Raw genomic sequence first — 14,208 nt, 5'->3', positions numbered from 1 at the left:
CATCAGCTCCCGAAAACCAGCATGTCTTCCGGTTTCCATTCGCATAACAGCCGGTCGCCGGTATGGAATGCATGTCCTGCACTGGCGGTTGGCACTTCTACTTTCAGGCAGGCGCCCTCAATCTCGATGTCATATTGAACGATGTCACCGATATAGGTCGTGCGCTCGACCACGCCGTGGGCGCTGTTGGTTACGACACTGACAAGATTGCGATCGCGGTTGGGTGTGAGATTGATGCGATGCGGACGAATGGCGATTTGCCCTGACCCGCGTGACTTTCTATGCGTGTTGCAGCGATAGGTGCCGCTGCCCAGACGGCAGACATTTTCGTCAACGATCTCGCAATTGTGGACATTGGCGCGTCCGACAAATTTGGCCACAAACAGGGAGGATGGCTTCTCATAGATTTCTTCCGGCGAACCGAGCTGTGCCAGCTTGCCGCTATCCATCACGCCGACGACGTCGCACATTGTGAGTGCTTCGACCTGATCATGCGTGACGAAAACCGTCGTGATGTCGAGGCGCTTCTGAATCTCGCGGATTTCGATCCGCATGTCGTCGCGCAGCTTCGCATCCAGATTGGACAGGGGCTCATCCAGCAGAAGAATGCGCGGACGGATGACCAGCGCGCGCGCCAGCGCCACGCGCTGCTGCTGACCACCGGACATCTCCTTGGGCTTGCGCGAACCGTAGCCGGGAAGCCGCACCATTTCGAGTGCTTCCTCAACGCGCTTCTTTGCTTCGGCCTTGCCGACCTTACGCATATCGAGACCGAAAGCGACATTTTCGGCCACGGTCATGTGTGGGAACAGGGCGTAGTTCTGGAAAACCAGACCGATATCGCGCTGATGGGGCGGCCTGTGCGAAATATCGTTGCCATCAATCAGGATGTTGCCGTCCGAGATCGAGGCGAGACCTGCAATCATGCGCAAAGTCGTCGTCTTGCCGCAACCGGATGGACCGAGGAGGCCAAGCAGTTTTCCGCGCGGCAGATCGAGATGAAGATCGTCCACTGCCCGGTAGTTGTTACCGTAAAGCTTGGTGAGGGCCTTCAACTGTAGAAATGAGCTTTCTGCTACCATATCGAAACCTGTGAGGGGTCGTTGCCGCCCCGGAGAAACGGGGCGGAAGCGTGAATTTCAGGGTGAGGTAGAGTTTTAACGACCAGCCGGAATGATCTGGCGACGCCAGGGATTGAGCAGCTTGTCGCGCATATCGCCAATGGTCATCCAGTTGACCGGAATGAGCTTTTCGCGTTGGGCCGCATCCATGTACGGAATGCGCTTCTTCGTTTCGTCGTTCACGTCCGCTTTCATGTTCGATGGCGCATAGAACATGATCTCGGCGAACCGGGCCTGCGTCTCGGGGCTTATCGCATAGTCGATGAATGTCTTGGTTGCATCCATATTTTTGCCGTTGGCAATCGCACTGATGACATTCACTTGCGCAGCCGTGCCTTCCTTCGGGCCGACCGACTGAAGCTTTCCGCCGGTCTGGTCGAAGTAGAACTGGGCGCGGGCATTATAGCCGATGGACAAGGTTGCGGTGCCGTTTGCAACCAGCGTATAGGCATCGGGCTTCGGTTCCCACGTCTGCACGGCAGGCGCCAGCTCCACCAGCTTGTCAACGCCCGGCTTCACAGTCTTCGTATAGTCGTCTTCACCAGCGAGACGGTTCGCGATGATCGTAAGCAGGATGGCTTGAATATCGCCGCCGCCCTGTGCCGGGATGATAACCTTGCCGCTTTGCTGCTTGTCCCAGAGCGCTTCCCAGCTATCCGGTGCACCTTGCGCAAATGCATCGTTGTTATAAAGAAGCGAAAGCGTGTCATATGTGATCGGAATTGCAGCGCCTGCGAGTTCCTTGCCAAGGTCGGCGACATCCGCATAATTTTTGAGCGATGCCGGATCGAGCTTCTCGACCAGCCCTTCCTCATCGGCGATCTTGGCGACCGAAAGGTCATAGATGACCACATCCGTCTGGGGAGAGGACTTCTGGGCGCGCATGTTGCCGAGCGATGTCGCTGCATTCTGCACACCGTAATAGGTGACCTTGATGTCGGGATGTTCCTTCTGGAATGGTTCGATGACGGCCTTGACGTAATTATCCTGGAATGCACCGCGATAACCCATCACCGTGATTTCAGCAGCATTGGCTGCGAAAACAGTCATTGCCGAAACACTCAACGCTAAACTTGCCAGAAAAGCCGATTTTCTGTTGATCGAACGTGCCATCAGTCACTCCCCTTTTGTTTGAAGGTAAGGTGAAGAATGGTGGCCGGAGCGTCCAACGACTTATTCTGTCCGCCTGTTCGATTTTGCTTTATGCCTTTGAATTTCAGGGGGTTCTGGGCTTGAATGACAGGTGTCAAGACAGGGATGACGCACCCGGTATTTCAGGCGTGATGAAATTCTAATCTGTTGCCTGTTTTTTGAGCAGACATTCTCCGCTTTCCGTTGTGTAAATTTTGCCCGCTTTATCGCTTGCGCCTGTGTCACCGTGGAAATGCGTCAAATTTGAAACTGGCACGGTCCTTGCTTCTATTAAATCGAACACCGAGCCGCGCGACACCGCATGACTTGTGGTGATCGATCAACCGAGGATGACAGAGAGACTAGCGATGACCAAGTACAAGCTCGAATACATTTGGCTCGATGGATGCACCCCTGCTGCCGGACTGCGCGGCAAGACGCAGATCAAGGAATTCGATGCTTTTCCGACACTTGAGCAACTGCCGCTCTGGGGTTTCGACGGCTCATCGACGATGCAGGCCGAAGGCCGCAGCTCGGATTGCGTCTTGAAGCCGGTCGCGATCTATCCCGATCCGGCGCGCAAGAACGGCGTTCTCGTAATGTGTGAAGTCATGATGCCGGATGGCATCACGCCGCATCCATCCAACAGCCGTGCAACCGTCCTCGAAGACGATGATGCATGGTTCGGTTTCGAGCAGGAATACTTCTTCTACAAGGATGGCCGTCCGCTCGGCTTCCCGGAACAGGGCTTCCCTGCCCCGCAGGGTCCATATTACACCGGCGTCGGCTACAAGAATGTCGGCTCCATCGCCCGCAAGATCGTTGAGGAACATCTCGATCTCTGCCTCGATGCCGGTATCAATCACGAAGGCATCAATGCTGAAGTGGCCAAGGGCCAGTGGGAATTCCAGATTTTCGGCAAGGGCTCCAAGAACGCCGCCGACCAGATCTGGATGGCCCGTTATCTCCTGCTTCGCCTCTGCGAACAGTATGAAATCGATATCGAATTCCATTGCAAGCCGCTCGGCGATACCGATTGGAACGGCTCGGGCATGCACTGCAACTTCTCGACCAAGTATATGCGTGAAGTGGGCGGCAAGGACTATTTCGAAGCGCTCATGGCTCAGTTCGACAAGAACCTGCAGGACCATATCGACGTTTACGGCCCGGACAACCACATGCGCCTGACCGGCAAGCATGAAACCGCACCATGGAACAAGTTCTCCTACGGCGTTGCCGACCGTGGCGCTTCGATCCGCGTTCCACACGCATTCGTCAGAGATGGATATCGCGGTTATCTGGAAGATCGCCGCCCAAACTCGCAGGGCTGCCCATACCAGATCGCTTCGCAGGTTCTGAAGACGATTTCTGAAGTCCCGACCTCGGAAGACGAAGCACTGGCTGCTTAATTTCTAGCCAAACGGCCTGCTTGAGGATTTCAGCAGGCCGTTTTGCTTCATTCTCGTGAAACTGCAGACAACAAAAAAGGCCGGGGCGAAAACGCACCGACCTTCCTGATCATCGCTTTCCTACCAGTGCCAGTACATCCGTGGTCAAAAGCATCAAGCGATGAAGGCTATTGCGAGCGACAGACGCGTTCCAGCGCTCTTAAGCAATGCCTATGACAGCCATATAGGTGCACATCTTGTTCAAAACAAGGTCGTGCAACAATTTCTATAAATTAGTTTGACGCTTTAACCTGACGTCGCGCCAGCAGATACACGACGACAATTCCGGCACCGATCGCATAGGCCAGAACGTCCAGCCAATCCGGCGTCGCTCCGAGAATAATACGCAGGGCCGGGTTTCCGATCACGATATCGAACTGCTTTGCAAGATACTGACCATATTCCACCGCCATTCCGGTCAGAAACGCGATCAAAGCCAGCAGCAGGCGGTTTCCGTCAATAAAAGTTCTGAGCACCGCATAGACAAAGATGACGGCGATCACATCCCCGATGAAGCTTCTGATCCAGCCCAATCCTGCCCCCATTGTCGCGAGCAGAGCAAGTAGCGCCAGAAGCATCAGCGTGAAACACAATGCCGATCGCGAAAATTTAAACTGCACGGGATTTTCCTGCCAGGATATAGATCAAAGCCTAATCCAGCTTTTTCCCGTTCCACGCAAGACCGACGCACCGGAATATTAGTGGACTACTTGTTACTGCGATGGCACAAAGCGCCATCGCAGTCCCTTTTCATCGCTGTTCCTATAAAGCCTCACGCCACGTTCAGAACGCTTTCAGGCGCAAAAGCTTCATAACCAAGCGCTTCCGCAACCGGTTTGTTGGTGATGCGCCCTTTGTGAACGTTCAGGCCATTGCGCAGGTGCTTGTCCTCGGCAATTGCCCTCAAACCACGGTCAGCAAGCGCCAGACCGTAATGAAGGGTGGCATTGTTGAGGGCGTGCGCCGAGGTCACCGGAACAGCACCCGGCATATTGGCCACGCAGTAATGGACGATCCCGTCCACTTCGTAAGTGGGATCGGAATGTGTCGTTGCATGGGATGTCTCGAAACAGCCGCCCTGATCGATAGCCACATCGACGATAACTGCCCCCTTCTTCATGCCCGAGAGCATTTCGTGGGTGACGAGTTTCGGCGCTGCAGCACCGGGGATCAGCACGGCGCCGATGACGAGATCGGCAGAGAAGACTTCATCTTCAAGCGCCTGAATGCTGGAATAGCGGGTATGAACGCGACCGCTAAATATATCGTCGAGCTGGCGCAGACGCGGCAGCGAGCGATCCAGAATGGACACGTCGGCGCCAAGCCCCACTGCCATTCTGGCCGCATGAAGCCCGACGACGCCACCGCCGATGATCGTGACTTTTGCCGGCAACACGCCGGGCACGCCACCCAGCAGAATACCGAGGCCGCCATTGGCTTTCTGGAGCGCCGTCGCACCGGCCTGTATCGACAGACGGCCCGCCACTTCCGACATCGGGGCGAGCAGCGGCAACCCACCGCGATCATCCGTTACGGTTTCATAGGCAATTGCCGTCACGCCGGAGGCGAGCAGGCCCTTGGTCTGTTCCGGGTCGGGGGCGAGATGGAGATAAGTGTAGAGAAGCTGGCCTTCGCGAAGCTGCGCCCATTCGGAGGGCTGTGGCTCCTTGACCTTCACGATCATGTCGCACTTCTCAAAAATGTCTTTTGCAGAAGCGGCAATTTTCGCACCAGCGGCGATGTAGCTGGCATCATCGGCACCGATACCGGCACCTGCCTTTGTTTCAATCCAGACTTCGTGGCCATGGGCCACATATTCACGAACCGCGGCGGGGGTCAGTCCGACACGATATTCATGGTTCTTGATTTCCTTCGGGCAGCCGACACGCATAAGCGTTCCTCTCATTTTTTGCCCACTTGCCGTGGGTCGTTGTCGATCCGAAAATGAGAACATCTGCGGCTTGCAATGTCCTTGCAAAGAAGATTTGCCTGCGCAGGTTTCTTAGTGAATTATTGTGCAGATGACCCTCTTTTTCGAAGGTTCTTCGAATGAGCAATCTTGATCCTATCGATCTTGCAATTCTCAGGACATTGCAGGCCAATGCGCGCATCACCAATGCAGAACTTGCGGAGAAGGTTGGATTGTCGCCTTCAGCCTGTTCGCGTCGCCTCGACATTCTGGAAAAAAGCGATGTAATCGCCGGTTATCATGCCCGCCTGTCCCAGAAGGCGCTCGAATACCGGATGATTGCAATTGTCCATATCTCACTCTCCGGACAGTTCGCCAAGACGCTGGCCGAATTCGAGGCTGCAGTGAAGCGTTGTCCCAACGTACTTGTCTGTTATCTGATGTCGGGGGAATATGATTATATTCTGCGCGTTGCGGCGCGTGATCTTGAGGATTACGAGCGCATCCATCGCGACTGGCTCTCGGCTCTTCCGCATGTCGTGAAGATCAATTCCAGTTTTGCGCTGCGTGAGGTGATCGACCGGCCGAATGTCGGTCTCTGACTGTTTATTTTGACGCGCATCTTACCCGAAAACCGTTTCACACTTTTCAGGATGCGCTCTAGATTAAAGCTTTCGAGTCCCTGATCGTTGGATCCATGTTGCAGTTCACCAGAAGAGTTTTGCAAGAGGCCGGTTGGGGCTTGCCAGCCTCAGTGGTCCTGCATCTGGTGCTGGCAACTCTGTTTCTGGTCCGCCTTCCGGCACTCCCTTCGCCGGCTTCGGAACAAAGCGTCAATGTGGAGCTGGTTCAACCACCGCCCCCTGAAAAGAAGCCTCAGCAGCAAACACCAAAGACGCCGGAACAGGCCGCCCCTCCACCGCAGCCACAGGCATTCGAATCTGCCTCGGCGAAGCAAGACGTGAAGTCACCGCCAGAGCAGGACCTGCCGCCCGCAGCGCCTGAAGAAATACAGAAGCCTGACGAACCCTCCGAGACTGCAGCCACAACGGATGCTGACAAGGCGGAAGAAAAACCTTCTGTGACGGCGGGCCAGCCTTCCGAACAGCTTCTTCAAGCGGAGAAACCATCTGAATCCGGTCAGGCCGCCGCGGAAAAAACTCAAACAGCACCGAAGCAAAAAGCCGATGCTCCCAAACCGGCGACGCCTGCCAAGAAACTGACGCGAGCGCGTGAAATCTATTCGAAGGACGCCATGTCCGATCCTCGTGTGAAACAGGCGCTGGGAAAGCTCGCGCCGAAGGACCGGATCATCCAGATTTGCGGCATCGAAGCCCTTGAACAGGTGCGCCGTCATAAAGCCGGTGCTTTTCCGGATATGCTTGCGCGTGAAGGCGGCTCCGTTTCGACAACCGGCCTGACCGTCAGCGACGGCGCCTTTCGCAGCCAGCGCAAGTGGTATGCTATCGACTTCACATGCAAGGTCGATGCGGAAACAATGGTGATTGGCTCTTTCAGCTACAATATCGGCAGGGCAATTCCGGAAAGAGAATGGGCCAGACGACAGCTTCCAAGGGACTGATAGCAGCCATGAAAATGTCGTCCCGCCGATGTATCACCATTCGTCAATGCAAACTGAACAGCATAACTGAAATTCAAGGAGACTGGCATGACTGTGCATTTCGCCCCGCAACTGACTGTGTGTGGAATTCAGGAACTGCCCGATCAGCGGACGCGCAAAGTCACCCATGTTCTTTCGCTGGTTGATCCGGACCTTCCGGAACTGGATGCGTTTCAGACTTTCGAGCAACACCATCGTGTAACGCTGCGTTTTCACGACATCATCAACGCAGCCGACAACCACACAATGCCAACGCCCGACCATGTGAATGCGATCCTGCAGTTCGGCTCGGAATTCCAGGCGGCACAGAACCCGCAAGCGCCGAGCCATCTGCTGGTCCATTGCCATATGGGCGTGTCGCGCTCGACGGCGGCAATGGTTTCGCTTATGGCACAGGCCAATCCGGACGAGACGGCAGAAAGCCTTTTCACCCGCCTTGTCGCCATTCGCCCGCAGGCATGGCCGAACTCCCAGATGATCGGCTTTGCCGACGAGCAGCTTGGACGCAGAGGCGAACTGACCGCTGCGTTGCGCAGACATTACGGACGCCAGATTGAACGCACCCCCCAGTTTACCGAATTGATGCAGAGGCTGGGACGTCATGCCGAGCTTCAGATGGCGCTGCGGGACTAGCTCCGCGCCCCATCCATATTGTTCAGTTTGAACCTTCGTCCCCGGCAAGCTTCGTAACCTTGCCGGGCGGCGTCAGCGGTTCAGGAACAGGAACGCCGGTGAGCAGCCGATCGGCCCCCGAATAAATATCGCCCTGCACCTGTGCCGTCAGCCGTTCAGCATCGCGCATGCGAATATCGCGTAGCGTATCCTCTGCGAGACTCTCATCCAGACCAAGCTCGCAAAGCGCTTCCTTTCCGAAAAGCAGTGCAGATTCGAACGTTTCGCGCAGTTCAAAATCCACACCTGCTTTCAACAACTCGATGGAATGCGTGCGGTCGTAGGAGCGCACCATGATCTTTGCTGCCGGGAAATGAGACTTGACCAGTTCCACGATGCGATTGGCCGTCTTTCGGTCATCCACGCAGATCATGATGACTTCCGCTTCGTCCGCACCTGAATGATGCAGGATATCGAGACGTGATCCATCGCCATAAAATATCTTGAAACCGAACCGCCCGGCTTCACGGATACGGTTGGGATCGGCTTCGATAATCGAAACATCCGATCTCTGGGCAAGAAGCAATTGCGCCGCGATTTGTCCAAAACGCCCGAAGCCGATCATCAACACCCGACCTTTGAGATTATGAGCGGTTTCAACGCCTTCGAGAGAAGGCGCTTCCTCGCGCAAAAGTCGGGAACCCAGAAGCAGCACGAACGGTGTCACGGCCATCGACAGAATGATGACAGTCGAAAACAGCGCATTGTCGCGTGCTGAAAGCAACCCGTTACCGAATGCCGACGTGTAGAGCACGAAGGCGAATTCTCCGCCCTGCGCGAAGAGCAACGTCCGTTCGAGCGCCGAACGATGGCTGGAGCCGAAAATTCGGGCGACGGCATAGATGCCGATTGCCTTGGTAATCACATAGGCAATGAGGAAGATGAGGACCGTGGGCCAGTCCGAAGCAACCACGCCGAGATCAAGCGACATGCCGACAGCCAGAAAGAACAGCCCCATCAGGAGCCCCTTGAACGGCTCGATGTCACTTTCGATCTGGTGCCGGTAACTGGAACCGGACAGCATGACCCCGGCCAGGAAAGCGCCCATCGCCATGGAAAGACCGCTCGCTTCCATCAGCAGGGCAGCCCCGAGCACAACGATCAGTGCGCCAGCCGTCAAAACCTCGCGCGCCCTCGCACGCGCCAGCAAGGAGAAGAACGGATCAAGCAGCCAGCGACCGACAGCAATCAGCAGCAAAATGGCGCCAATGGCCGTCGCAATGCCCAGGATTCCGCCGGATTCATGCTGGGAAGGCGAAAGGAAAGCAACGAGCGCCAGCAGCGGAACGATCATCAAATCTTCGAGCAGGAGAATGGAAACGGCCTTCTGGCCGTCGGGCGTGGCTATTTCGCCTCGCTCCTGCAGCATCGACATGATGACCGCTGTGGAAGACAGCACGAAGCCAGCCCCCGCGATCAAGGCCGTTATCGGAGAAAGGCCCAGAAGAACCCCCGCCCCTGTCAGAAGGGCGATACAGCCAAGAACCTGTGCAAGACCGAGACCGAATATCTGCTGCCGCATCGTCCAGAGCTTGCCAGGGCGCATTTCAAGTCCGATGACGAACAGGAACATGACGACGCCGAGTTCGGAAAAATGCAGGATCGTTGCGGGGTCAGTGAAGAAGCCGAAGACCGAAGGCCCCACCAGGGCACCGGCAGCGAAATATCCCAGCACAGAACCGAGACCCAGTTTCCGAAACAACGGCACCGCCATAACGCCAGCGGCAAGCAGAACCACCGCAGGCCCGAGTGTCTGTCCAAGTCCTTCAGTCGCCATATGGTCTCCGTGTCAGGATCCGTTTGTTATGTTTCACTAATATACCGAGTCAATAAAAACTGAACAATTAACGCATCTCCGTCAACCGGATTCAAATTCCATCCGCGATGTGGCAGCCGAACTGATTATGGCTTACATTCCATGTGGTTAGATAGAACGGAGCAAGAATGAACCTGATCGCCCATGTGGAAATACCGGTAGCTGATCTTGAAAGGGCTATGCGATTCTACTCCGCAGTGTTCGGAGTGACTTTTGGTGACGTCGTTACGATACACGGAAACAGAATGGCCTATTTCCCTTTTGAAGAAGGCAAGGATGGCGCGAGTGCCGCGCTTGCCGAAGGCGACGTCTATATTCCAACCGTGCATGGCGCGATTATCTATTTCAACGTCGACAATGTGGACACCGTCATCACCAAGGCCGTGCAAGAGGGCAGCGAAATGCTGTTACCGAAAACATCGGTTGGAAACGGCTTTGTCGCGGAGATCAGGGACAGCGAAGGCAACCGGATTGCGATCCAGACTACCTGATATCTAAACCGGTTTTGCAAGCAGGCCGGTTGCAAGCGCTCGAAAGGCATCAATCGCCTTCGAAAGAACCGCTTTCGGATCGTCACAGGCGGCAATCCAGAGCGCCGCATTCAATGCTGCCCCGTTGAGCAACCGTGCGGCGGCTTCCGGGTCGACCGGTTTCAGCACGCCTTGCTCTATCAAAAGAGCAATCTTTTGCCGGGACGCCTGCAGACAACTGTTCTGGCTCGGCCATTGTGACGGATCGCCGAGAAACGCCGGTCCATCAAGCAGCACGATGCGCTGGATATCAGGATCGAGTGCCGCCTCGATATAGGCAACCCCTTCCGCCAAAAGCCCCTCCCACAGATTATCCGCCCGCGCAGCAATCTCTTGAGCACGTTCGGCCATTTCGCCATCCATCTGGCTGACCACAGCCGCCAGCAGCCCGCGCTTGTCTCCAAAATTATGGTAGAGCGCACCACGTGTCAGCCCGACTTCCGCTGTCAGTTCATCCATAGAGGCGGCGGCATAACCCTTTTCCGCAAAAGCCTTCCGGGCTGCCGCTATCAGCTTCACCCGGTTTTCTTCCATCGCCTTGATGCGCAGGTTCATGGCCATCGTCACACCTTTTTTTGATATACGCACCGTATATTAATTGACATACGGATCGTATATGACTATTTAGTATACGTGACGTATATCAAATATCCCGGTTGTTTGTGAAGCCGCAGATACAAAAATCTTCCGATAACGCAGGCCTCAGCATCAAAAAGGAAAACGAAAATGACCAGAAGAGAAACAATTTTTCCCGCCGACCGCAGTGCCCTTTATGACAAGCATCGTTATTCCGCCGCTATCCGCTCGGGCGACCTGCTGTTTGTCTCCGGTCAGGTTGGAAGCCGCAGCGACGGCACGCCCGAACCCGACTTCGCAAAGCAGGTTCAACTCGCGTTCGATAATCTTGAAGCGACACTGAAGGCAGCCGGCGCCACTTTCGATGACATTGTTGATATAACCTCTTTTCATACCGATCCTGAAAACCAGTTCGAGGCCGTCCTGCAGGTCAAGGACCGAATTTTCAGCGCCCCACCTTTCCCCAATTGGACTGCTATCGGCGTCAACTGGCTCGCCGGTTTCGACTTTGAAATCAAAGTCATCGCTCGCTTACCGCAATAGAGACAGGCCATAAGTCGGAGCGGCTAATCCCGTTCCGGCAACTGTCATTCGCATTCCGCAATATAATTTGATTTGCAATTCAAACTATATTGCGTCTTAATGACCTCATGATTTCAGACACTCCCCGCTCTCAATTCGGTATTCGCTTTTCACTGCTGGCACGGCGCTGGCGACGTGCGCTCGACATCCACCTTGCCCAAGCCGGGCTGACTGATGCGACCTGGGTTCCCCTTGTCCACCTTCACCAGACCGGCGGCGGCCTGACGCAGAAGGAACTGGCTGCCCTGGTCGGCATAGATGGGTCCAGTCTCGTACGCCTCCTCGACATTTTATGTCGGCAAGGCCTGGCGGAGCGCCGCGTCGATGAAAGGGATAGTCGTGCAAGGCTGGTTCATCTGACAGTGCAAGGGGAAAAGCGGGTCGCCGAAATTCATCAGGAGCTGGCAAAGGGCGAGCAAGAAATGCTCGCCGATCTGTCAGACAATGACATTGCAATCATGCTTCGCAGCTTTGACAGCATTGAGCACCGACTGACGCTGATGCAATCCGATCGCGAGCAGGACCGAGAATAATGAAAGCGGACCGATCTCTTTCAGGACGGCGCCACGCCGCCTATAACCTTTTGAAGCCTCAGCAGTTTCGAGAAAGCATCGCCCTTGCTGGCCAGCCATCGCTCCGAAACTCATCGCTTGCCGGGCTTCAGGCTGCCGCCACGGTTGCCATCGCGCTTCCGCTGGTCAGCCTGTCCTCGTGGTCGCATCTGATCGGCTTTGCCTCGCTTGGCTCGCTCGTCGCATTGTTCGGCCGGTTTGCTCCGGAGGCAAAACGCGAATGGATCGTCCTCCTGTGCGCGATCTGCCAGACACTCGCGGTGTTTTTCATGTCGCTCGCCACATGGGTTGGCCTGCCCTTGCCCGGCCAGCTTTTGCTGCTGGCACTTTCTGCGGGCATATTCTCTTTCATAACCGTTACCGGTAAATTCGGACCACCCGGCGCGCTCATATTCATCTTCGCAGCCGGTGCCTCCATGACGCCGGTCGCGTCGCTGCACGTTGTGTTTCAGCGTACCGCCGCGACAGCAATCGTCTCGGCTCTCGCTTGCCTGATCTGTGCCCTGACCGAGAAGTTTCGTCATCAGGCATCGCCGGAAAAGCCATTTCCATCCGAGCCGTCACGTCCGACAGTTCACCGGCTTATTGCCGCCGGTCGGATTTCGCTTGGTGCCGCAATTGCCGCGCTGACCGCTTATGCTCTCGGCGCCATCCACCCAGCCTGGGCAGCCATGGGCGCTGTCGCCGTGATGCAGGGCGCGCATCTGCACATCAGCATGAACCGAGCCTTGCAACGCATGGCAGGCACGCTTCTGGGCGCCTTGATTACATGGCTGGTGCTTGCGCAAGGCCCCAGTCTCTGGTCCGTCATTGCAATCCTGGCCGGACTGCAATTCGCTACCGAGGTCATTATTGGCAGCAATTATGCGCTGGGGCAGATTCTGGTAACTCCGATGGCGCTTTTGATGACCTATCTGGCAATGCCCGGAGTGTCCCACAATGGTATGATTTCCGAACGTATCCTCGATACGTTTCTGGGCGCAGCTCTGGCGGTCATCTTCGCAATCATTTGTTCCAATCGCGACGACCGTATTTTTCTCGCCCAGCATAGGGCAAGAAAATAACGCACCAAAAGAAAAAGGCGCCTTACGGCGCCTTTCTGCTAGCTTACCAATCGGCCCAGCCATATCAATATGCAGGCACCGATAAAGCCCGCAATCAGATAGCCCAGCCAGCCGCCGAACGAAACACCGAGAAATCCGAAAATAAAACTCGCTACGGCTGCGCCGATGATACCGAGAATGACATTCATGAATATCCCGGTATTGCTGTTCATGAAATTGGAGGCAATCCAGCCGGCCAGGCCGCCTATGATGATCGCCGCAATCCAGCCAATTCCTGCGCTTCCCATCGGGAACCCTCCTGATTACAATCCGGCGGGAACTTTACCGCCATTATCCTTGAGTTTCTGGATAACCTGCTTGTGCAGCCAGACATTCATGGTCGCGGAATCGCCTGTGTCGCCGGTATAGCCCAGCTCCTTGGCAAGTTGCTTGCGGTGCTCCAGACTGCTGTCGAGGCCAAGAGCCTTCATCAGATCGACGATCGAAGTCTTCCAGTTGAGCTTCTGGCCGCTTTTGGCAACGGCAGCGTCCAGAATGGCGCCTACGTCGACAGCGGCAGCGGGTGCGGATGCAGATGGCGCCGGAGCGGCGGCAGTAGAGGAAGCGGTCGGTGTCGGAGCAGGCTGTGCAGCCGTTTCCGCCTCAGGAGTTGCCGCTTGTGCCTCGCCCCAAATGGCGTTCTTGATCTTATCGAAAATCCCCATAATGAACTCCAATCGTTGAAAACCGATATGCCCCCAAACTCCCGATTTGTGACGACCGGAAACCTGGACACAGCAAATCATCCGGTGATTCCCAGACAAACGCTCGAACTAAATGAATCTGAAGCCATTTTGTTCCCGATAAAGATGCAGTTGAAAGTTTCTTTCACGTATAGGCCGGTATTCGAGTGAGCTCGAGCGGCATAAATCCGGGCACCAAGACAGGCTCAGCGATCTGCACCGGACATATCGCCAGCACGAAACAGTCCGCTGACAACGCGCGTGCCAGGCATGTTTATGATGCAACGGGATTTCATGTGACGGGTATCAATATGAATAAGTCCCTCACTTAGTGGGCATTGGGAGCCAGGCTTCCGGACACACTCGATTTTTCATACGATGACTGATAGCTGAGGTTGTTACGCCGAGCTCGATTGCAGCCATTTTCATGCTTTTGCGGCGTAC

The 14,208-nt window shown here is 55.5% G+C and carries 16 protein-coding genes; 8 read left to right on the top strand and 8 right to left on the bottom strand.

Annotation, left to right across the window (positions count from 1 at the left end; all coding sequences use genetic code 11):
• Window positions 1–2: 2 nt before the first annotated feature.
• Window positions 3–1,082, bottom strand: coding sequence for an ABC transporter ATP-binding protein (locus KWJ32_RS00080; protein ID WP_151610409.1), 1,080 nt, complete (start codon window positions 1,080–1,082; stop codon window positions 3–5).
• A 75-nt stretch (window positions 1,083–1,157) separates the two neighbouring features.
• Entirely contained in the window at window positions 1,158–2,234 is a 1,077-nt protein-coding gene (locus KWJ32_RS00075) for an extracellular solute-binding protein (protein ID WP_151610410.1), read from the bottom strand.
• Between the two features lie 386 nt (window positions 2,235–2,620).
• Here KWJ32_RS00075 and KWJ32_RS00070 point away from each other — a divergent pair, with 386 nt between their 5' ends.
• Window positions 2,621–3,661, top strand: coding sequence for a glutamine synthetase beta-grasp domain-containing protein (locus KWJ32_RS00070; protein ID WP_010659341.1), 1,041 nt, complete (start codon window positions 2,621–2,623; stop codon window positions 3,659–3,661).
• Between the two features lie 272 nt (window positions 3,662–3,933).
• On the opposite strand, the gene KWJ32_RS00065 is transcribed toward KWJ32_RS00070, so the two are convergent.
• Window positions 3,934–4,320: a DUF2809 domain-containing protein gene (locus KWJ32_RS00065; protein ID WP_125335865.1), complete on the bottom strand. Its 387-nt coding sequence runs from the start codon at window positions 4,318–4,320 to the stop codon at window positions 3,934–3,936.
• Between the two features lie 152 nt (window positions 4,321–4,472).
• Window positions 4,473–5,591, bottom strand: a complete 1,119-nt coding sequence (ald, locus tag KWJ32_RS00060; RefSeq protein WP_010659343.1) for an alanine dehydrogenase — start codon at window positions 5,589–5,591, stop codon at window positions 4,473–4,475.
• Window positions 5,592–5,749: 158 nt separating this feature from the next.
• On the opposite strand from ald, the gene KWJ32_RS00055 reads away from it, so the two are divergent.
• The 3 genes from KWJ32_RS00055 (at window position 5,750) to KWJ32_RS00045 (ending at window position 7,863) form a co-directional block, all read left to right on the top strand.
• Window positions 5,750–6,211 carry an Lrp/AsnC family transcriptional regulator gene (locus KWJ32_RS00055; RefSeq protein ID WP_010659344.1) on the top strand — a complete coding sequence of 154 codons (462 nt, stop codon included), beginning with the start codon at window positions 5,750–5,752 and terminating at the stop codon, window positions 6,209–6,211.
• 140 nt (window positions 6,212–6,351) lie between these two features.
• Window positions 6,352–7,191, top strand: coding sequence for a DUF930 domain-containing protein (locus tag KWJ32_RS00050; RefSeq protein WP_256885944.1), 840 nt, complete (start codon window positions 6,352–6,354; stop codon window positions 7,189–7,191).
• An 87-nt stretch (window positions 7,192–7,278) separates the two neighbouring features.
• Entirely contained in the window at window positions 7,279–7,863 is a 585-nt protein-coding gene (locus tag KWJ32_RS00045) for a protein-tyrosine-phosphatase (protein WP_125335864.1), read from the top strand.
• A gap of 22 nt (window positions 7,864–7,885) precedes the next feature.
• On the opposite strand, the gene KWJ32_RS00040 is transcribed toward KWJ32_RS00045, so the two are convergent.
• Window positions 7,886–9,679, bottom strand: coding sequence for a monovalent cation:proton antiporter-2 (CPA2) family protein (locus KWJ32_RS00040; protein ID WP_151610412.1), 1,794 nt, complete (start codon window positions 9,677–9,679; stop codon window positions 7,886–7,888).
• A 167-nt stretch (window positions 9,680–9,846) separates the two neighbouring features.
• Here KWJ32_RS00040 and KWJ32_RS00035 point away from each other — a divergent pair, with 167 nt between their 5' ends.
• The gene (locus tag KWJ32_RS00035; RefSeq protein WP_151610413.1) at window positions 9,847–10,209 is read left to right on the top strand and encodes a VOC family protein; all 363 of its coding nucleotides are present in this window, start codon (window positions 9,847–9,849) and stop codon (window positions 10,207–10,209) included.
• Window positions 10,210–10,212: 3 nt separating this feature from the next.
• Here KWJ32_RS00035 and KWJ32_RS00030 read toward each other — a convergent pair whose 3' ends face one another.
• Window positions 10,213–10,809, bottom strand: coding sequence for a TetR/AcrR family transcriptional regulator (locus KWJ32_RS00030; protein WP_125335859.1), 597 nt, complete (start codon window positions 10,807–10,809; stop codon window positions 10,213–10,215).
• A gap of 165 nt (window positions 10,810–10,974) precedes the next feature.
• On the opposite strand from KWJ32_RS00030, the gene KWJ32_RS00025 reads away from it, so the two are divergent.
• The 3 genes from KWJ32_RS00025 to KWJ32_RS00015 all read left to right on the top strand — a co-directional run bounded on the left by KWJ32_RS00025 (window position 10,975) and on the right by KWJ32_RS00015 (window position 13,042).
• On the top strand, window positions 10,975–11,367 hold the full coding sequence (locus KWJ32_RS00025; RefSeq protein ID WP_029929969.1) for a RidA family protein: 393 nt from the start codon (window positions 10,975–10,977) through the stop codon (window positions 11,365–11,367).
• Between the two features lie 107 nt (window positions 11,368–11,474).
• The gene (locus KWJ32_RS00020; RefSeq protein WP_094515510.1) at window positions 11,475–11,939 is read left to right on the top strand and encodes a MarR family transcriptional regulator; all 465 of its coding nucleotides are present in this window, start codon (window positions 11,475–11,477) and stop codon (window positions 11,937–11,939) included.
• The gene (locus tag KWJ32_RS00015) at window positions 11,939–13,042 is read left to right on the top strand and encodes an FUSC family protein (RefSeq protein WP_151610414.1); all 1,104 of its coding nucleotides are present in this window, start codon (window positions 11,939–11,941) and stop codon (window positions 13,040–13,042) included. Before KWJ32_RS00020 ends, KWJ32_RS00015 begins: the two co-directional genes overlap by 1 nt.
• A 38-nt stretch (window positions 13,043–13,080) precedes the next feature.
• On the opposite strand, the gene KWJ32_RS00010 is transcribed toward KWJ32_RS00015, so the two are convergent.
• Together KWJ32_RS00010 and KWJ32_RS00005 are read right to left on the bottom strand one after the other, a co-directional pair.
• Entirely contained in the window at window positions 13,081–13,329 is a 249-nt protein-coding gene (locus tag KWJ32_RS00010) for a GlsB/YeaQ/YmgE family stress response membrane protein (RefSeq protein ID WP_010659353.1), read from the bottom strand.
• Between the two features lie 15 nt (window positions 13,330–13,344).
• Window positions 13,345–13,746 carry a DUF3597 domain-containing protein gene (locus KWJ32_RS00005; protein ID WP_094515511.1) on the bottom strand — a complete coding sequence of 134 codons (402 nt, stop codon included), beginning with the start codon at window positions 13,744–13,746 and terminating at the stop codon, window positions 13,345–13,347.
• Window positions 13,747–14,208: the final 462 nt, after the last annotated feature.

It is taken from the genome of Ochrobactrum sp. BTU2, assembly GCF_024539785.1.
GTDB lineage: Bacteria > Pseudomonadota > Alphaproteobacteria > Rhizobiales > Rhizobiaceae > Brucella > Brucella anthropi.
This window is presented reverse-complemented; position numbering and strand designations above follow the sequence as displayed.